The following is an 18,642-nucleotide window of genomic DNA, read 5'->3' on the forward strand; positions in this document are numbered from 1 at the left end:
CTGTCCAAGGTCGCGCTGGTTGCCTGCATGCGCAAGCTCCTAACCATGCTCAATGCCATGGTCAAAACCAACACGCCTTGGGACGATTCACTTCATCGGGCTTGACTCGGAAGACGGTTACTCAGTCGGGTTCGAGTTCGGCGAACCGTTCGGCCAGGAAATCGAGCAGCGCCCGCACCGCCGGCAGCAGCCCGCGGCGCGACGCGAACACCGCGTGCACGATTTCGCGGCGCGGGGCCCAGTCCGGCAGGACGGTCGTCAGTTCGCCGCGCGCGACTTCATCGCGCACCATCATCGTCGGCAATTGCACGACGCCGACGCCTGCGACGGCTGCCGCGCGCAGCGCGAGCATGCCGCCCGTCACGAAGCGCGGCTGGTGATGGATTTCCGCCTGCGCGCCGTCGGGCCCGCGCAGCCGCCACACGTGCGTGGACTGCGGCACGCCGTGGTCGAGACTCGGCAGGCGCGTGAGATCGGCGGGAACGGTCGGTACACCGTGCTCGCGCAGCAGTGCGGGGCTCGCGACGAGACACTGGCCGCGCTCCGCGAGCACGCGTAGCGCGAGATCGCTGTCCTCGAGCGGCGGCGGGCGCACGCGGATCGCGACGTCGATCCCTTCGCCGACCACGTCGACGCGCCGGTTGGTCGCTTCCAGGTGGATCTCGACGCGCGGGCACGCGGCCATGAACGCGGCGATCATCGTGCCGACCAGCGAATCGAGCAGCACGATCGGGCAACTGACACGCACGATGCCGCGCGGCTCCTCGTGCAGCAGCGCGATCGCCTCGTCGGCGGCGTCGGCCTCGACGAGCATCGCGCGGCAATGCGCGTAATAGGTCTGGCCGACGTCGGTGACCGTGAAGCGGCGCGTCGAACGCTGAATCAGCCGCATCCCGAGCCGCGCCTCGAGCAGCGCGATGCGCCGGCTCAGCTTCGATTTCGGCATGTCCAGCGCGCGCCCGGCCGGCGCGAAGCCGCCGTGTTCGACGACCTGCACGAAGTAATAGAGATCGTTCAGATCCCGCGCTTTATCGTTCATGAAATGGAACGCTGAGTGCGATTTCGGCAGTCTACCGGATCGTTCGTTCCATCTCTATATTGTCACTCATGGATGCGAAACACGGGTTTCGCCGCAATATGGAGAAGGGCAATGAAGAAGATCCAGGGTGTGTACAGTGCGCCGCGCGGCCATTGGGTCGGCGACGGTTTCCCGGTGCGTTCGATGTTCAGCTACCAGTCTCATGGCACGCATCTGAGCCCGTTCCTGCTGCTCGATTACGCCGGCCCCGCGACGTTCGAACCGACGACCGCGCCGCGCGGTGTCGGCCAGCATCCGCACCGCGGGTTCGAAACGGTGACGATCGTCTATGACGGCGAAGTCGCGCACCGCGACTCGACCGGTGCGGGCGGCACGATCGGCCCGGGCGACGTGCAGTGGATGACGGCCGCGAGCGGGATTCTGCACGAGGAATTCCACTCGGAGGCGTTCACGAAGCAGGGCGGCCCGCTCGAGATGGTGCAGCTGTGGGTGAACCTGCCCGCCGCGGACAAGATGGGCGCGCCCGGGTACCAGACGCTGCTGAACGCCGATATCCCGGTGGTCGAGCTGCCCGACGGCGCCGGGCGGGCGCGGATCATCGCCGGTGAACTCGACGGGCGGCGCGGCCCGGCCCGCACGCACACGCCGATCGACGTGTGGGACGTGCGGCTCGTGGCCGGCGGCCATGCGCGGTTCCCGGTCGCCGAAGGGCGGACGCTCGCGGTGGTCGTGCTGAGCGGCACCGTGCAGGTGAACGGCGAGACGGTGGCCCGCGAGGCGCAGTTCGTGCAACTCGGCCGCGACGGTAGCGACGTCGAGATCGAAGCGAACGGCGACGCGAAGCTGCTGATCCTGAGCGGCGAGCCGATCGACGAGCCGGTCGTCGGTTACGGTCCGTTCGTGATGAACTCGCAAGCGGAGATCCGTACCGCGATCGAGGACTTCAACAGCGGCCGCTTCGGCCAGATGCCGGCATGACGGCATGACGGCATGACGGTGTGACGAGCAGGCCCCGCGCAATGCGGGGCCTTTTTTTGCGCGTGGCACGCGGTCGCGCGCGTGGGGCGGTTCGAGGCATAATCGACGGTTGTCGCGCGCCGGTCGGCGCGCCCGAATCAGGACCGCACATGAACGCATCCGCACCTGCCGCATCCCCGCGTACCGCCGATCTCGACTGGCGCTGGAAATCCTTCGACGCGCTGACCGCGCGCGAAATCTATTCGATCCTGGAGGCGCGCAGCGCCGTATTCGTCGTCGAACAGAATTGCGTGTATCGCGACATCGACGATGCGGACCAGGCCGCGTGGCACCTGGCCGCCTTCGATCCGGCCGGCCGCCTGGCCGGCTATCTGCGCGTGCTGCTGCCCGATGCGCAACACACCGACGTGCGCATCGGCCGCGTGCTGACGACCGCCGCGTTTCGCGGCGCGGGCCTCGGCAACGGGCTGCTGTCGCGCGCGCTCGAGCATATCCGCGCGCAATGGCCGGATACGCCGGTAAGCCTGCATGCGCAGGCTCACTTGCAGCGGTTCTACGGGGCATTCGGCTTCACGCCGAGTTCGGACGTGCACGACGAGGACGGCATCCCGCACGTGTGGATGAGCAGCGCACGCGCGTGACGCGCGCTAGGCGCCGCCGCAGTCAGTGCGCGGCGCGTGCGACGGGCGGTTTGTCCGCGCGCTGCGCGGCGCGCTCGCCGATCAGGCGCCCGCGCGCGGATAGCCGCAGCCAATGCCGCAGCGCGATCAGCGCGCCGATCACGCTCATCATCGAGCCGGGAATCCACAGCAGCAGGCCGCCGATCTGCTGGTCGCGCAGCGGGCTCAGCCACGTGAACGCGCGGCCGCAGATCGAGTAGATCGGATACAACTCGTGCGGCGTGAAGAAGATCAGCGCGCCGAGCGCGATCTGCGGCGGGATCGCCGCGACGACGATCAGGATCCGGCGGCCCGGCGACAGCCGCGCGGGCGGCGCGGGACGCGGATCGACGACGAGCCACCAGAACAGCAGCCCGTCGATCACCATGCTCCAGTTCATCACGCGATAGAGACGCCAGTCGAGCATCGCGATGAAATGGATCGGCGACAGCAGCCAGAAATAGATCAGCCCGACGAACAGCACGACCGCGACGACCGGATGGAACACCACGTCGAGCGTCGCGCGCACCGGCGCCCATGCGAGCGCGGGGCGCACGAAGCGCTGCCGCCAGCGAAACGGAATGCCCGCGCGGATCGCCGCGCCCGGATAGGACAGCGCGATGAAGAACGGCCCGAGGTGATGCAGCACGAGATGCTGCGCGCGGTGCATGAAGAATTCATGCTCGAAGAAATAGTCGAGCCGCGTATGCAGCGCGATATAGAGCGCCGTCAGCCCGAACCAGAACGAGAACTGCCGCAGCGGCGACACCTTCGCCTTTTTCACGCCGCGCGCGAACAGCACGGCGGCCGCCAGCACCGCGATGACCACGGTCGGCGACGGTTCCCACGGATCGAGCCAGTACAGGAGGTTCATCGCGCGCGCATCACTTCGTCTGGGCCGGCGATTTCACGGGGAACGGTGCATCGACCGTTTCGCCGTCGGAGAATTTCAGGCGCAGGTGCACGGTGTCGCCCGGCTTGATCGCGTGCTTCGGCTCCTCGAGCATGAAGTGATAGCCGCCCGGCGCGATGTCGACCTTGCCGCGCGCGGGGATCGTCAGCTTGTCGACCATCTCCATCTTCTGCGTCGAGCCGTTCGAGACCGTCTGGTGCAGCATGGCCATCCCGTAGTCGGGGCTGTCGACGTCGACGAGATCGACCGGCTTGTCGCTCGTATTCACGAGCGTCACGTAGCCGCCCGCGGGCAGCTTGTTCGGCAGCCAGCGCACCCATGCGTTCTGCGCGCTGATCGCGCCGGCGGCATACGCATGGGCGCCGGCGCACAGCGCGGCGACGAGGGCGAACGTCTTGAGGGTCGTTTTCGTGTTCATGGCGGAATTCAGGTCGTGGAGGCGGTGTCGATGATCCGGCGCACATCGGCGGCGATGGCGTCGGGCGAATCGCGATCGGTCGCGAGCAGGCGCGCGCGGCCGGTCGCGTCGAAGATGTAGACGGCCGAGCTGTGCGTCACTTCGTAGCCGCCGGACGGATCGCGTTTTTCCATCTGATACGCGACGCGATAGCGCTTGGCCAGCGATTCGATCTGGCCGTCGGTGCCGGTCAGGCCGCGCGCATGCGCGGCGTCGAACGCGGCGACATAGGACTGCATCGCCTGCGGCGTATCGCGCGCGGGATCGACCGAGACGAACAGGATGCGCACGTCGTCCGCCTGCGGGCCGAGCTTCGCCAGTACTTCCATCAGCCGCGCGAGGGTTTCGGGGCAGACATCGGGGCAGTGCGTGTAGCCGAAGTAGACGAGCGCGACGCGGCCGCGGAATGCATCGGCGTCGACGGGATGGCCGTCGCCGCCCGTCAGCTTGAACGACAGGTCGGGCAGGTGGCCGGTGACGTTGGTCAGGTTCCAGCGCGGCTCGTCGTGCGTGCACGCGGCGAGCGCCACGACGGCGGCGAGGGCCGCGGTCGCGCGGATGAGGCGGGAGAGGCGCCGGTGCGGCGCGAGGCGGGCAGACGACATCCTGGGGCTCGATCGGACGATGGATAGCCGGGGCGCGATGCCATGCGCCGCGCGGCAGGCGGTTGCGACTGTAGCGCAATTCGCGCGCCTGCGTCCTTTCGAAACCCCTGCGGGGCGGGCGAGCGGGGCAATATGTCGCAGTTGACGCGGCGGGCGGCGCGGTGTTCGCGCGGCCCCGGTTTCGCCCATCTGGGGGCGCAGGCGCGGTAAGATGCGCACAACTCCATTCGCGCAGCGGCGGCCCGGCATTTTCCGGTCGCCCTCAGACTATCGAATCGATGCAATCCGTTCCGGCTTCCCTGTCCCTCACCGATACCGCGTTCTTCTTCGACTTCGACGGCACGCTCGTCGAGCTCGCGCCGACCCCCGACAGCATTCACGTTCCGCCGTCGCTGCTGACGCTGCTCGACGAGCTGTCGCGCCGCTCGCACGGCGCGGTCGCGATCGTGTCCGGGCGCGGCATCGACAACCTCGACACTTTCCTGAAGATGCCCGATCTGCCGATCGCCGGCCTGCACGGCGCGGAGCGCCGCGATGCGAACGGCGACACGCAGCGCATCGGCTTCAACGACGAACGCCTGCTGCGCATCGAGCGCGAGCTCGCGGACGTGGTCGACCGCCATCCTGGCATGCTGCTCGAGATCAAGGGCGCGGCCGTCGCGCTGCACTTTCGCAACGCGCCCGAGCGCGAGGCGGTGGCGCGCGAAGCGGCCGAGCGCCTCGTCGCCGACTATGCGGATGCGTACGTGCTGCAACCGGGCAAGATGGTGTTCGAGATCAAGCCGAAGGGCGTCGACAAGGGGCGCGCGCTGGCCGCGTTCCTCGACGAGCCGCCCTTTGCGGGCCGCGTGCCGCTGTTCGCGGGCGACGACCTGACCGACGAGAAGGGTTTCGCGGTGGTCAACGCGCGCGGCGGCCTGTCGATCAAGGTCGGCGCGGGCGAGACGTCCGCGCGCATGCGGCTCGATTCGGTCGACGCACTGCATGAGCAGATCGCATGCTGGCTCGGCGCGGGGCAGCCGCACGCATGAGCCGGCTCATCATCGTTTCAAACCGCGTCGCGCCGATTTCGGAAGGCGAACCGGCGGCGGGCGGCCTCGCGATCGGCGTCTATGACGCGCTGAAGGAAACCGGCGGCATGTGGTTCGGCTGGAGCGGCGAAGTGGTCGCGTCCGGCGCGCCGCAGCCGCAGATCCGCATCGAGGAGCGCGGGCCCGTGACGTTCGCGACCGTCGGGCTGTCGCGTCGCGATTACGACCAGTATTACCGCGGGTTCTCGAACGCGACGCTGTGGCCCGCGTTCCATTACCGCGCGGACCTGATCCAGTACGATCGCCACGAGTTCGACGGTTATCGCCGCGTCAACGTCTGGCTCGCGCAGCAGCTCGTGCCGCTGCTGCAGGACGACGACGTGATCTGGGTGCACGACTATCACCTGATTCCGTTCGCGCGCGCGCTGCGCGACGCCGGTGTGAAGAACCGCATCGGCTTCTTCCTGCACATTCCGTTTCCGGCCGCGCAGGTGCTCGTCAACGTACCGCCGCACCGCGAACTCGTCGAGTCGCTGTGCGCGTTCGATCTGCTCGGTTTCCAGACCGAGCCCGATCTGCGCGCGTTCTGCGACTACGTCGAGTTCGAGGCGGACGGCGACGTCGAGCGCGACGGGCACACGGTGCACGTCCGGGCGTTCGGCCAGACGCTGCGCGCGGCCGCCTATCCGATCGGCGTATATCCGGACGAGATTGCGTCGCTCGCGCAGGCGGGCGAACACGGCAAGGCGGTGCGCACGCTCGCGACGTCGCTGCGCGGGCGGCAACTGATCATGAGCGTCGACCGGCTCGATTATTCGAAGGGGCTCGTCGAGCGCTTCCGTGCCTTCGAGAAGCTGCTCGAACACCAGGCGTCGATCCGCAACCGCGTGTCGTTCCTGCAGATCGCGCCGTCGACGCGCGCGGATTTGCGTGCGTACCAGGACATCCGCCTGCAGCTCGAAGCGGAGTCCGGGCGCATCAACGGGCGCTACGCGGAGCTCGACTGGGCGCCGATCCTCTACATTCACCGTCAGTACGACCGCCAGGTGCTCGCCGCGCTGTACCGCCTTGCGCGTGTGGGCTTCGTGACGCCGCTGCGCGACGGGATGAACCTCGTCGCGAAGGAGTACGTGTCCGCGCAGAATCCGGACGATCCGGGCGTGCTGGTGCTGTCGCGCTTCGCGGGTGCCGCGCGCGAGCTCACGGGCGCGCTGATCGTCAATCCGATCGATATCGACGGGATGGCCGATGCGCTGTCGCAGGCGTTGACGATGCCGCTCGCCGAGCGGCGGGCGCGTTACGCGGACATGATCGCGCAGCTTCGCGAGAACAACGTGTCGGTGTGGCGCGACAATTTCCTGCGCGATCTGCAGCACGTCTGAACTATTGCTGGTGGTGCAATTGAAAAAGCCGCCGTGCGCAAGCACGGCGGCTTTTTTGTCGGCGCGGCGGTATGCCGGCGCGTCAGGCCACGCGTTCGCCGGTCGGCGTGCTGCCGTCCGCATGATGGCGGCCGTGCTGTTTCGCGAGCAGGTCGCGATACAGGCCGGGACGGCTGCGCAGCACGTCGGGCGGGCCGTCGTCGATCACCTTGCCGTTGTTCATCACGATGATGCGGTCGAAGTTGCGCAGCGTCGACAGGCGGTGCGCGATCGCGATCACCGTGCGGCCGACCATCAGGCGATCGAGCGCGCTCTGGATCGCTTCCTCGGACGCGCTGTCGAGCGCCGACGTCGCTTCGTCGAGCAGCAGGATCGGCGCATCCTTCAGGATCGCGCGCGCGATCGCGATGCGCTGGCGCTGGCCGCCCGACAGCTTGACGCCGCGGTCGCCGACGATCGTGTCATAGCCTTCCGGCATCGCCTCGATGAACTCCGCGCAGCGCGCGTCGCGCGCGGCGGCGAGCACTTCGTCGCGGGTCGCATCGGGGCGGCCGTACGCGATGTTGTCGTAGATCGTCCGGTGCAGCAGCGAGATGTCCTGCGGCACCAGCGCGATCGCGTGGCGCAGGCTGTCCTGCGTGATGCCCTTCACGTCCTGGCCGTCGACCATCACGACGCCGTCCTGCGTGTCGTAGAAGCGCTGCAGCAGCGCCAGCACGGTCGACTTGCCCGCGCCCGACTTGCCGATCAGCCCGACACGCTGGCCCGGCTCGATATGAAGGTCGAAGTGGTCGAGGATCGCGCGGCGGTGCGGATACGCGAACGTCACGCGCTCGAAGTCGACGCGGCCGCCCTTGGCCGACAGCGGCTGCGCATCCGAGCGATCCGGCATGCCGTGCGGTTCGAGCAGCGTCTTCACCGCTTCGGACAGGCGTGCGACGTGCTGCGTGACGTCGACGAGCGCGACCGCGAGATCGCGCGTGCCGTGCAGGATCGTGAAGCCGAGCGAGCTGACGAGCACGATGTCGCCCGACGTCGCGCGGCCCTGGTCCCACAGCCACAGCGCCCAGCCGAGCAGGCCGGCGGACAGCATCGCGGTGATCACCGCATGCAACAGCCGCAGTTTCTCGAGATAGAGCAGGCTCTGCTGGCGCGCATCCATCTCGGCCTTGACCGTTGCGCCGAAGCGCTTCTGTTCGCGCAGCGTCATCCCGAACGCGCGCACGAGGCCCATGTTGCCGATCACGTCGACGAGTTCGCCGTCGACGGCCGCGGCCTTCGCCGCGAACGCGTGGTGGCGCGCCGAGCCGCGGCCGGCGAGCTTGAACAGGATGACGGACAGCACGGCCGAACAGCCGAGCAGGCCGGCCGCCATCAGCGGATTGACGACGATGATCATCAGGATCGCGCCCATCACCGCGATGCACGGCGGCAGCACGTTCCACGCCATCGTGTTCTCCGACGTGTACACCGCGTTCGACGTGGCCGTGATGCGGCTGGCGAGCGTACCCGGCTGCTTCTCCGAGTAATACGTCGGCGAATGGCCGATCAGGTACTGGAACAGGTCGCGCCGCAGGTCGCCGGTGACCGCGACGAACGTATACGCGGCGACCCAGCCGCCGACGCGCCACAGCAGGTTGTCGGCCGCGATCAGCCCGACGAGCAGCGCGAACGCGCTCCACAGAGGGCCCGGATGATGGCGCCCGGTCGCCAGCACGTCGATCAGGTGCTTGATCGCGTATTGCGAGCCGAGCGCGCAGCCGACGGCGGCCAGCACGCTGCAGAGCACGACCAGGTGCGCGACCGGGTGGCGGCGGATGTAGCGGAACAGGAACGCGATCGGCCGATGCGCGTAGCTCGACAGCTTCGCGTTGTAGGCGTTGCGCTGGGCGGGGGTGAGAGATTCCAAAATATGCGTGCGGTGATTCGGTGATTGAGCGTGGCGGCTGGATCGCGGGCCGGCGTTCGCCCGGACTGACTAATCCGGCATTGTAAACAAGGCCTGCGTTGCGCTGCGCGAATCTTGCCTTGGCCAGAGGCTCGCGATCGATTTTGAGATAAAATCCGGCATCCCGTCCTGCCGCAGGTGCCGGAATCACGCTGCCGGCAGCGGCGGGTAACGAGGATCGCCAAAAGGGCCTTCCACTCTAGAACGGACACCCGAGTCCGCGGGTTGCAAAGTGTTGCACCTTTGTAACAAAGTAAAGTGTTTGAAATGTTGTGCGCCGTATCGGGATTAACCCTAGATAATCGGCTCCGGGTTCGATTCCAGGTTTTTTTACGAACCCCTGTCAACGGGTCTTCGTTTCAAACGTTCTATGCCTGTCGCGTCGCCGACGCTCCTTGAGCAGCGCGGGTTCGACGCCCCCGGCAGGCTGATTCGTCCGACTTTCGGACGACCTGCATCCAGCCCGGACCGCCGGCAGGTTGCCGACCCATACCTGGTTTTTTGCCGATTTTTTAGGAGTTACGCATGCGAATCGCCCAAATCGCTCCGTTGCATGAAGCGGTGCCCCCGAAACTGTACGGCGGTACCGAGCGAGTGGTGTCCTACCTCACCGAAGCACTTGTCGAGATGGGGCATGACGTCACGCTCTTCGCGAGCGGCGATTCGCAGACTTCCGCGAAACTCGAAGCGTGCTGGCCGCAGGCGCTGCGCCTCGACCCGACGATCCGCGACGTGATGGCCCCGCACATGCTGCTCCTCGAGCAGGTGCGCCGCCGCGCGGAAGAGTTCGACGTCCTGCACTGCCACATCGACTACTACCCGTTCTCGCTGTTCTCGCGCCAGCCGGTCCCGCATCTGACGACGATGCACGGCCGTCTCGACCTGCCGGAACTGCAGCCGATCTTCAACGCATTCAGCGACGTGCCGGTCGTGTCGATCTCCGACAACCAGCGCATCCCGCTGCCGCAGGCGAACTGGCTGTCGACCGTGTACCACGGCCTGCCGGAAAACCTGCTGACGCCGATCCCGAACGTGAAGCCGAGCTACCTCGCGTTCCTCGGCCGTATCTCGCCGGAGAAGCGCGTCGACACGGCGATCCGCATCGCCGAGCAGGCCGGCCTGCCGATCAAGATCGCCGCGAAGCTCGACAAGGCTGACCGCGCGTACTACGAAGAGAAGATCAAGCCGCTGTTCGCGCTGCCGCACGTCGAGTACATCGGCGAAATCAGCGAGTCGGAAAAGACCGAATTCCTTGGCAACGCGCATGCGCTGCTGTTCCCGATCGACTGGCCGGAGCCCTTCGGCCTGGTGATGATCGAGGCGATGGCCTGCGGCACCCCGGTGATCGCGTTCAAGCGCGGCTCGGTGCCGGAAGTGATCGACAACGGCGTGTCGGGCTTCGTCGTCGAAGACGAACTGTCGGCCGTCGCCGCGCTCAAGCGCCTCGATACGCTGCCGCGCGAGAAGGTGCGCGCCGCGTTCGAAGCCCGTTTCTCGTCGAAGGTGATGGCGCAGAACTACGTGAAGGGCTACGAGGAACTGCTGCGCCAGAAGCGCCGCACGGTGCTCCGCGAAGTCAACGCGAGCTGATCGCGGGCCGCCGCCATACTGCGGCGCGCGGCCGTCACGACGCCCCGTCCGGGTTTTCCGGCGGGGCGTTGTCACATCTGCGGCGCGGATCTGTTGTATTCTCGCCGCGCCCGGCGCCGCGAACGGCCTTCGAAGCGGCCCGGCACGCCATCCGGCCGTCTGTCCAGACGGTAATGTCCCTATAATGGCCGTGCCGTGAAATCCGGCCGGTACGAATATCCAGAGGAGAGCAGTCTTGGCGAGAACGAAAACCACGCGCGCAGCGCCGGCCCCCGGCGCCGGCGTGATCTTCGCGTTGCGCGCGATCGGTCTCGTGCTGCTCGCGCGCTGGCTGTTCTCGATGTCCCAGATGGGCTATCGCGCGTCGCTGTCGGCGATGGTGTCGTCGCCGTGGGCATTCATCTACCTCATCCTGATCTTCCTGCTGCTCGCGCTGCCGGGCGCCGCCGCCCGGGCCGAGCGGCCGTTCCATCCGCTGCCGCAGTGGCTGCGCCAGGCGCTGCGCGTGTTCGCGCTGATCGGTTTCCTGTTCGCCGTATGGTCGATCGGCGCGTTCACGTGGGCGGCCGGCTGGCGCCGCGCGCTGCATGCGGTGACGGCAACCAACGGCTGGCTCGTCGCCGCGCCGGCGCTGTACGCGGCGATCGTATGGATCTGCCGGCCGCGGCCGCTGTGGCGGACCAACGTGGCCGCACGCCGCTTCGCGGTCGGCCGGTATGCGATCTCGCTCGACGTGCTGACGCGCACCGCGATCGTCTGGATGGAAAGCCGCAAGGTCGGCCAGTACGATGCGCGCGAACTGTCGGTGCGTTGGCCCGGTCGCGCCGCGACGCCCGCCGCGGGCGAGCAGGGCGCGCAGCCGGCGGTCGTGCCGCCGCGTCGCGGCAGCCTGTTCAATCGCCCGAAGGTGGAACTGCTGTGGGATTCGCCGGCGGCTGTCGGCCACAACCGGCAGATCGTGATGCGCACGCCGCTCGCGACCGAGGGCGACCGCGTCGCGGTGCTCGCGCTCGACGCGGCGCTCAAGCAGATCGTCTGACACGGCTCGCGCACCGGGCGCGGGCGACAAGGAGGCGGGATGATCGTCCGTTGGTTGCTGGCTGCCATTCACCTCAGTGCGTTCGGCGTCGCGTTTGCCGCGATCGCCGGGCGTAACCGCGCGTTGCGCCGGTTCATCGCATCGGCGCAGGCGGCCGATTTGCCCGGCGTGTTCAAGGCGGATGCGGTCTGGGGACTGTCCGCGCTCGTGTTGATCGCGACGGGCCTCGCGCGCGCGTTCGGCGGTTTCGAGAAAGGGACCGCGTACTACCTGCAAGAACCGCTCTTTCACCTGAAGATGACCGCGCTCGTGCTGATCCTGCTGCTCGAGATCGTGCCGATGCTGGGGTTGATCCGCTGGCGTATCGCCGCGCGGCGGCAGCAACTGCCCGATATCGGCCGTGCGCGCACCTACGTGCGGATCGGCCACTGGCAGGCGGTGCTGGTGATCGTCATCGTGTTCGCCGCGTCGGGGATGGCGCGGGGGATAGGGGCGCCCGGCTAGGGACGCCCGGTTAGGGGCGTCCGGCTAGGGGCGTCCGGCTAGGGGCGCCTGGCTAGGGGCACCCGGCTAGGGGCACCCGGCTAGGGGCGCGCGGCTAGGGCGCCCGGCCAGATGTGACCGGGCGACGTCGCCGCCCGGCCGGTCCGCGCTCAGCGCACGAGGCAGGGGCGCTTGTTGTTGAACGTCCAGCCCGGGATCAGATACTGCATCGCCGCCGCGTCGTCGCGGGCGCCGAGGCCGTGCTGCTTGTACAGCTCGTGCGCGAGCGCGACCGCATCCATGTCGATGTCGATCCCGAGCCCCGGCCGCTTCGGCACTTCCACCAGCCCGTTCTCAATCTTCAGCGGCTCGCGCGTCAGCCGTTCGCCGTCCTGCCAGATCCAGTGCGTGTCGATCGCGGTGACCTGGCCCGGCGCCGCGGCCGCGACGTGCGTGAACATCGCGAGCGACACGTCGAAGTGGTTGTTCGAATGCGAACCCCACGTGAGGCCCCAGTCGCGGCACATCTGCGCGACCCGCACCGAGCCCTGCATCGTCCAGAAGTGCGGATCGGCGAGCGGGATGTCGACGGCGTGCAACTGCACCGCATGGCCCATCTGCCGCCAGTCGGTCGCGATCATGTTGGTCGCCGTCGGCAGCCCCGTCGCGCGGCGGAATTCGGCCATCACTTCGCGGCCCGAGTAACCGTTCTCCGCACCGCACGGATCTTCCGCATACGCGAGCACGTGATGCTGATCCCGGCACAGCCGCACGGCCTCGTCGAGCGACCATGCGCCGTTCGGATCGAGCGTCACGCGCGCGTCGGGGAAGCGCTCGGCGAGCGCCGTCACGGCTTCGATCTCGCTGGCGCCCGCGAATACGCCGCCCTTCAGCTTGAAGTCGTTGAAGCCGTAGCGCGCATGCGCGGCCTCGGCGAGCCGTACGACGGCTTCGGGCGTCAGCGCGGCTTCGTCGCGCACGCGCGTCCAGTCGTCGGTCGCGCCGCGGCCGTCGCGATACGGGAGCGCGGTCTTCGTGCGATCGCCGACGTAGAACAGGTAGCCGAGCATTTCGACCCGCTCGCGCTGCTGGCCTTCGCCGAGCAGTGCGGCGACCGGCACGCCGAGATGCTGGCCGAGCAGGTCGAGCAGCGCGGCCTCGAGCGCGGTGACCGCGTGGATCGTCGTGCGCAGGTCGAAGGTCTGCAGCCCGCGGCCGCTCGCGTCGCGGTCGGCGAAGGTGCGCCGCACGTCGTTGAGCACCGCATGATAATTGCCGACCGGCTGGCCGACGACGAGCGCCCGCGCGTCGTCGAGCGTGCGGCGGATGCTTTCGCCGCCCGGCACTTCGCCGACGCCCGTGCGACCCGCGCTGTCCTTCAGGATCACGAGGTTGCGGGTGAAGAACGGGCCGTGCGCGCCGCTCAGGTTGAGCAGCATGCTGTCGTGGCCGGCGACCGGAATCGCTTGCAGGTCGACGATGCGCGGCGTGTCGGGGGAGGGCGAGGCAGTGACGGCGTTCATGGGCGGCGATGGCGAAAGAGTGGGCGATGCCGTGCGGCAAAAGCTTTGCCGCGCGCGGCGGGAGGTGCGATCATTCGACAACCGACGTGCGTGGCGCGCAAGCCCCGCATGTCGACGCAACCCGAAACGGGGTGGGAGCGACAACCGGGCCAGCGGAGCGCAGAACGCGAACGCAGGTCGATCGTCGCGCACGGGACCGGGCGGTGCTGTACAGCCGACCTGGGTCGACAGGAGATCCGTGCGCCGATCATCAGTCGTCGGATGACTTGTGACGCAGTATAATGAATCATCGGCTTTCGCTCAAACCCCGCGTAAACCCTCGGCTCACATTACGATCATTCAAAAAGGAACCGGCCACATGTCCGTGCCTACGCTTCCCGCAGCGCCGCGCCGTCGCGCACGCAGCCTCGCACAAGATGTCGTCGACGCGCTGACCGCGCAGATCGAAAACGGCACGCTGCGTCCCGGCGACAAGCTGCCGACCGAAACCGAAGTCATGGCGGCGCAGGGCGTGAGCCGTACGGTCGTGCGCGAGGCGATCTCGCGGATGCAGGCGAGCGGCCTCATCGAGACGCGCCACGGCATCGGCAGCTTCGTGCTGGAGCCGTCGCGCCGCCAGACGCTCGGCATCGATCCCGCGACGATCACGACGCTGCGCGACGTGCTCGCGGTGCTGGAGCTGCGCATCAGCCTCGAAAGCGAGTGCGCGAGCCTGGCCGCGCAGCGCGCGAACGATACCGATCTCGCCGCGCTGCGGCGCGCGCTCGACGCGATCGCGACGGGCGCGGGCGGCGGCCGCGACACCGCGCAGCTCGACTTCCAGTTCCACCTGCAGATCGCGCAATCCACTGGCAACCGCTATTTCGTCGACATCATGACGCAGCTCGGCACGTCGATCATCCCGCGCACCCGCGTGAATTCCGCGCGCTTCGCCGGCGACGATCTCGAGCGCTACGTCGGCCGGCTGAACCACGAGCACGAAGACATCTACGAGGCGATCGCGCGCCACGACCCGGAAGCCGCCCGCGCCGCGATGCGCACGCACCTCACCAACAGCCGCGAGCGGCTGCGCCGCGCGCACGAGGCGGCCGAGGCCGAGGCGGGCTGACGTTGCGTGACAGGGCCCGCGACACGGCGGGCCTACCTGGATCGCCTTAACATCAGTCGTCGTACGAGGTCGGCATGACCTCCACGATCTCCCGGCCAGGCGGCGCTCCCGCCGCCGGCCGTCCGCCTGCCTCGCCGATCAGCCTCCCTTCGTCACGATCGTCTTCCACGCGCCGTTCTTCACCTGGTACAGCGTCGACATCCCGCTCTTCAGCGAGCCGTCGTTCGCGAACGAGATGCGGCCGGTCACGCCTTCGAAATCGATCTTCTTCAGCGCCGGGCGATAGGCCTTCGGGTCGGTCGAGCCGGCCGCCTGCATCGCCTTGATCGCCGCCCACGCCGCGTCATAGCCGAACTGCGCATACGACAGCACGTCGACGCCGAAGCGCTTCTTGAAGCGCGCCTCGAAATCCTTCCCCTGCGGCAGCTCGTCGAGCGGCCGGCCGTATTCCCACGCCATCGCGCCTTCCGCGGCCGGGCCCGCGATCTTGATGAACTCGTTGTCCTTCACGCCGCCGCCGCCGACGAACTGCGCGTTCAGCCCGAGCTGGCGCATCTGCTTGATGAAGTTCGCCGCGAGCGAATCGAGGCCGCCGAAGAAGATCAGGTCGGGATTCTTGGCCTTCAGGCTCGTGATCTGCGCGCGGAAATCGACCGCCTGGTTGCTGGTGAACTCGCGCCCGATGAGGTTGCCGCCGGCGGCCTTCACGGCCTTCTCGAATTCGTCGGCCTCGCCCTGGCCGAACGCGGTGCGGTCGTCGATGATCGCGATGCGCTTCGCCTTCGTCACGTCGACCGCGTACTTGCCCGCGTTGCCGGCGTTCTGGCCGTCGGTCGCGATCACCATGAACATGTTCGCGAGCCCGCGCGACGTGAGCGTCGGGTTGGTCGCGGCCGGGTCGATCACCGGAATGCCGGCCTTGTCGTAGACCACCGACGCCGGGATCGTCGTCCCCGAGTTGAAGTGACCGACCACGACCGACACGTTCTGGTCGACCAGCGCCTGCGCGGCCTGCACGCCAATGCGCGGGTCGGCCTGGTCGTCCTGCACGACGAGATTGAAGCGGGCCGGCTTGCCGGCGATCTGCACCTTCTGTGCGACCGCATCGTCGAGCGCGAGCTGGACGCCGTTTTGCAGGTCCTTGCCGTAGCCGGCGTTCACGCCCGTGAGCGGCGCGGCGAAGCCGACCTTCACGTCGGTTGCGTCGGCAGCCTGGGCGGCCTGTTGCGAGAGGAGGGCAAGCGCGGATGCAATCGACACCGACAGCAGGGAATGACGGAATTTCATGTTGTTCCTCTTGTTCGACACCTGCGAGTAGGTACCGCGCGCGCCAGGGCGAGCCGGGCGCGTGCGACGGGCGGGCGGTTCGACCGCTTCTCGGGATCGGGCGGGGAGGTCGGCATCGTGATCCTCGGAAACATCTCCCGTCAGGCTCTGCGAAGAGCCCCGATTGCTTCGATATATAGGTCGCCGATATGCGCGGGTCTTGGAAATTTGCCGCGCATTCGATGCGGATTTGCGCATAGCTTCCGCGCGTGCGCGGGTGGCCGGTATCGGGAGTTTCCCGTCGCGAACGCCACGGGCGGGAAGGAGGGAGAGCGGCGCGGGGCAAGGACGCGGCGCGGCCCGCCGGGGGCCGCGCCGCGCGTGGGGCGACGTCAGTCGGACAGGGCGTCCGACGCGGCTTCGGCGTCGTCGTGCGACGCGGTCGTGCGGATCAGCGGGTCGCTGGTGCTCGGGCGGCCGGTTTCGACGTGACCGGCGAAGCGACGCAGGAAGCCGAGCAGCCGGCCGTCGCTGACGGTCAGGTCGTACCAGCCGTGGCTGCCGCGCAGATCCCAGTAATCGTCGACGTGCGCGCCCGGCGCGAGGTCGAACGTGCGCGCGTGACCGTGGCCGTACGCGTTCGTGACCTTGAGCCGCACGGCCTTGTGGCCGCGGTTCATCAGGCGCAGCGTGATGTTGCCGTTCGCGACGTCGTAGCCGTAGATCACCTCGGGGTTCACGTTCGCGCTGCCGACGCCGGTCGTGAACGGGCCGCGGAAATGGCAGTAGAAGCCGTTCGGGCCGTACACGTCGAGGTCGTACAGGCCGAGCGACGCGGCGGCGCTCCAGGTATCGGCGACGCGTTTGCCGGCTTCGACCGTGTACGCCCACGGGCCGTCGACGCGGTTGCGCGACTGGACCTGGAACGCGGCGCCCGCGCGGCCCGTGTTCGCGAAGGTCAGCCGGAACTGGCCGTTCGCGGCTTCGACGCGGCCGTGCACGAACAGTTCGTACGGCAGCGCGCGCGCCGGACGCAGCCCGGCTTCCTGTTTCGGCAGCTTCTGCAGCACCGGCGGCACCGGGATGTAGTCGGGATGGCGCACGCGGTCGGGCGGCGCGTAGCCGCTCGTGTCGGGCAGCGTCGGCCAGCCGGCGTCGGCCGTCGCGAAGTCGAATGCGGCGGTCAGGTCGCCGCACACCGCGCGGCGCCACGGCGACACGTTGGCGGCCGTGACCGGATACTGCGCGCCGAACCGCGCCTCGATGAATTGCAGCAGCGACGTGTGATCGAAGGTCTGCGAGCAGACCCAGCCTCCCTTGGTCCACGGCGACACGACGAGCATCGGCACGCGCGGCCCGAGCCCGTACGGGCCGGCCATGTGCGACGCGTCGCCGGCGAACACCTCGTTGGTCGTCGTGACCGTCGACAGCCCGTTGGCGCGCGACTGCGGCGCGAACGGCGGCGGCACGTGGTCGAAGAAGCCGTCGTTTTCGTCGTACGTGATGAAGAGCGCGGTCTTGCTCCACACGTCGGGATTCGACACGAGCGCCTTCAGCACCTGCTCGATGTACCACGCGCCGTAGTTCGCGGGCCAGTTCGGGTGCTCGGAATACGCTTCCGGCGCGCAGATCCACGACACCTGCGGCAGCGTGCCGTTCTTCACGTCCTGCTGCAGCACGTCGAACAGCGTGCCGCCGGCGCTGATGTTGGTGCCGGTGCGGGCCTTGTCGTACAGCGGCGTGCCGGGCAGCGCGGTGCGGTACTGGTTGAAGTAGAGCAGCGAGTTGTCGCCGTAGTTGCCGATGTACGGGTTCTGCGTCCAGCCCCACGAGCCGTTCGCGTCGAGTCCCGTGCCGACGTCCTGGTAGATCTTCCACGACACGCCGGCCTGTTCGAGCACTTCCGGATAGGTCGTCCAGCCGTAGCCTTTTTCCTCGTTGCCGAGCACCGGGCCGCCGCCCGTGCCGTCGTTGCCGACGTAGCCCGTCCACATGTAGTAGCGGTTCGGGTCGGTCGAGCTCGGGATCGCGCAGTGGTACGCGTCGCAGATCGTGAACGCATCGGCGAGCTGGTAGTGGAACGGGATGTCGTCGCGCTTCAGGTACGCCATCGTCGTGGTGCCCTTGTTCGGCACCCACTGGTCGTAGCGGCCCTTGTTCCACGCGGCGTGCATGTCCTGCCAGCCGTGCGGCAGGTCCTGCAGGAACTGCAGGCCGAGCTTGTCGGCGCCCGGGTGGAACGGCAGCAGCTCGGCCGGGCCGACCGGCTGATGGAACACCGACTTGCCGTTCGCGAGGCGCAGCGGGCGCGGATCGCCGAAGCCTCGGACACCGCGCATCGTGCCGAAGTAGTGGTCGAACGAGCGGTTCTCCTGCATCAGGATCACGATGTGTTCGATGTCGCGGATCGTGCCGGTACGGCGGTTCGCGGGAATCGCGAGCGCATCGCGGATCACGGGCGGAAACAGGTTCAGCGCGGCGGCGCCGGCAGTGCCGGCGGCGACGCGCAGGAAGTCACGACGGTTCGATCGGGTCATGGTCGTTATCGTGCGGTAAAGGGGAAGCCGATTGGCGGGACCTGCGGGAAGGGCGCGCGCCGGGTCGCAGGATGCGGCTGCGCC

Annotated in this window: 16 protein-coding genes and 1 pseudogene; 9 read left to right on the forward strand and 8 right to left on the reverse strand. The window is 68.2% G+C overall.

Annotated elements, in window-relative coordinates; all coding sequences use genetic code 11:
• Positions 1-105: pseudogene (locus tag MMB92_RS30960) on the forward strand (IS110 family transposase); the annotation flags it as partial.
• Between the two features lie 16 nt (positions 106-121).
• On the opposite strand, the gene MMB92_RS30965 reads toward MMB92_RS30960, so the two are convergent.
• Positions 122-1,039: a LysR family transcriptional regulator gene (locus tag MMB92_RS30965; protein WP_048989496.1), complete on the reverse strand. Its 918-nt coding sequence runs from the start codon at positions 1,037-1,039 to the stop codon at positions 122-124.
• Between the two features lie 111 nt (positions 1,040-1,150).
• Between MMB92_RS30965 and MMB92_RS30970 the strand changes: the two genes are divergently transcribed.
• The gene (locus tag MMB92_RS30970; RefSeq protein WP_006482192.1) at positions 1,151-2,017 is read left to right on the forward strand and encodes a pirin family protein; all 867 of its coding nucleotides are present in this window, start codon (positions 1,151-1,153) and stop codon (positions 2,015-2,017) included.
• 149 nt (positions 2,018-2,166) lie between these two features.
• Positions 2,167-2,658, forward strand: a complete 492-nt coding sequence (locus tag MMB92_RS30975; protein ID WP_006482188.1) for a GNAT family N-acetyltransferase — start codon at positions 2,167-2,169, stop codon at positions 2,656-2,658.
• 22 nt (positions 2,659-2,680) lie between these two features.
• On the opposite strand, the gene MMB92_RS30980 is transcribed toward MMB92_RS30975, so the two are convergent.
• Genes MMB92_RS30980 through MMB92_RS30990 form a run of 3 tightly spaced genes read right to left on the reverse strand, consistent with a single transcriptional unit; the run spans position 2,681 to position 4,651 of the window.
• The gene (locus tag MMB92_RS30980; protein ID WP_006491689.1) at positions 2,681-3,550 is read right to left on the reverse strand and encodes a cytochrome c oxidase assembly protein; all 870 of its coding nucleotides are present in this window, start codon (positions 3,548-3,550) and stop codon (positions 2,681-2,683) included.
• Between the two features lie 10 nt (positions 3,551-3,560).
• Positions 3,561-4,007, reverse strand: coding sequence for a copper chaperone PCu(A)C (locus MMB92_RS30985; RefSeq protein ID WP_006488671.1), 447 nt, complete (start codon positions 4,005-4,007; stop codon positions 3,561-3,563).
• 8 nt (positions 4,008-4,015) lie between these two features.
• Positions 4,016-4,651, reverse strand: coding sequence for an SCO family protein (locus MMB92_RS30990; protein WP_006497709.1), 636 nt, complete (start codon positions 4,649-4,651; stop codon positions 4,016-4,018).
• A 278-nt stretch (positions 4,652-4,929) separates the two neighbouring features.
• Between MMB92_RS30990 and otsB the strand changes: the two genes are divergently transcribed.
• A complete protein-coding gene (otsB, locus tag MMB92_RS30995) occupies positions 4,930-5,682 on the forward strand; it encodes a trehalose-phosphatase (RefSeq protein ID WP_006488667.1) in 753 nt (250 codons plus the stop codon).
• Positions 5,679-7,064 (forward strand): alpha,alpha-trehalose-phosphate synthase (UDP-forming), encoded by a 1,386-nt coding sequence (gene otsA / locus MMB92_RS31000; RefSeq protein WP_012492437.1) that lies wholly within the window; start codon positions 5,679-5,681, stop codon positions 7,062-7,064. The genes otsB and otsA overlap by 4 nt, the downstream gene beginning before the upstream one ends.
• 82 nt (positions 7,065-7,146) lie before the next feature.
• Here otsA and MMB92_RS31005 read toward each other — a convergent pair whose 3' ends face one another.
• The gene (locus tag MMB92_RS31005; RefSeq protein ID WP_277563163.1) at positions 7,147-8,973 is read right to left on the reverse strand and encodes an ABC transporter ATP-binding protein; all 1,827 of its coding nucleotides are present in this window, start codon (positions 8,971-8,973) and stop codon (positions 7,147-7,149) included.
• Positions 8,974-9,537: 564 nt separating this feature from the next.
• Between MMB92_RS31005 and MMB92_RS31010 the strand changes: the two genes are divergently transcribed.
• From MMB92_RS31010 to MMB92_RS31020, 3 genes are all read left to right on the forward strand, one after another.
• Entirely contained in the window at positions 9,538-10,602 is a 1,065-nt protein-coding gene (locus MMB92_RS31010; RefSeq protein WP_006476459.1) for a glycosyltransferase family 4 protein, read from the forward strand.
• 235 nt (positions 10,603-10,837) lie between these two features.
• Entirely contained in the window at positions 10,838-11,641 is an 804-nt protein-coding gene (locus MMB92_RS31015; protein ID WP_006491691.1) for a hypothetical protein, read from the forward strand.
• Between the two features lie 39 nt (positions 11,642-11,680).
• Entirely contained in the window at positions 11,681-12,145 is a 465-nt protein-coding gene (locus MMB92_RS31020; RefSeq protein ID WP_006484311.1) for a DUF2214 family protein, read from the forward strand.
• Between the two features lie 149 nt (positions 12,146-12,294).
• Here MMB92_RS31020 and gudD read toward each other — a convergent pair whose 3' ends face one another.
• The gene (gene gudD / locus MMB92_RS31025; protein ID WP_006484312.1) at positions 12,295-13,647 is read right to left on the reverse strand and encodes a glucarate dehydratase; all 1,353 of its coding nucleotides are present in this window, start codon (positions 13,645-13,647) and stop codon (positions 12,295-12,297) included.
• Between the two features lie 358 nt (positions 13,648-14,005).
• Here gudD and MMB92_RS31030 point away from each other — a divergent pair, with 358 nt between their 5' ends.
• Complete coding sequence (locus MMB92_RS31030) at positions 14,006-14,755, forward strand: FadR/GntR family transcriptional regulator (protein ID WP_006484310.1); 750 nt, start codon at positions 14,006-14,008, stop codon at positions 14,753-14,755.
• Positions 14,756-14,893: 138 nt separating this feature from the next.
• On the opposite strand, the gene MMB92_RS31035 is transcribed toward MMB92_RS31030, so the two are convergent.
• Both MMB92_RS31035 and MMB92_RS31040 read right to left on the reverse strand, forming a co-directional pair.
• The gene (locus MMB92_RS31035; RefSeq protein ID WP_006497706.1) at positions 14,894-16,042 is read right to left on the reverse strand and encodes a branched-chain amino acid ABC transporter substrate-binding protein; all 1,149 of its coding nucleotides are present in this window, start codon (positions 16,040-16,042) and stop codon (positions 14,894-14,896) included.
• A 371-nt stretch (positions 16,043-16,413) separates the two neighbouring features.
• Positions 16,414-18,558, reverse strand: coding sequence for a phospholipase C, phosphocholine-specific (locus tag MMB92_RS31040; RefSeq protein ID WP_048989491.1), 2,145 nt, complete (start codon positions 18,556-18,558; stop codon positions 16,414-16,416).
• Positions 18,559-18,642 lie beyond the last annotated feature (84 nt).

Origin of the sequence: Burkholderia sp. IO2, from assembly GCF_029522185.1 — a bacterium.
Taxonomy (GTDB): domain Bacteria; phylum Pseudomonadota; class Gammaproteobacteria; order Burkholderiales; family Burkholderiaceae; genus Burkholderia; species Burkholderia cenocepacia.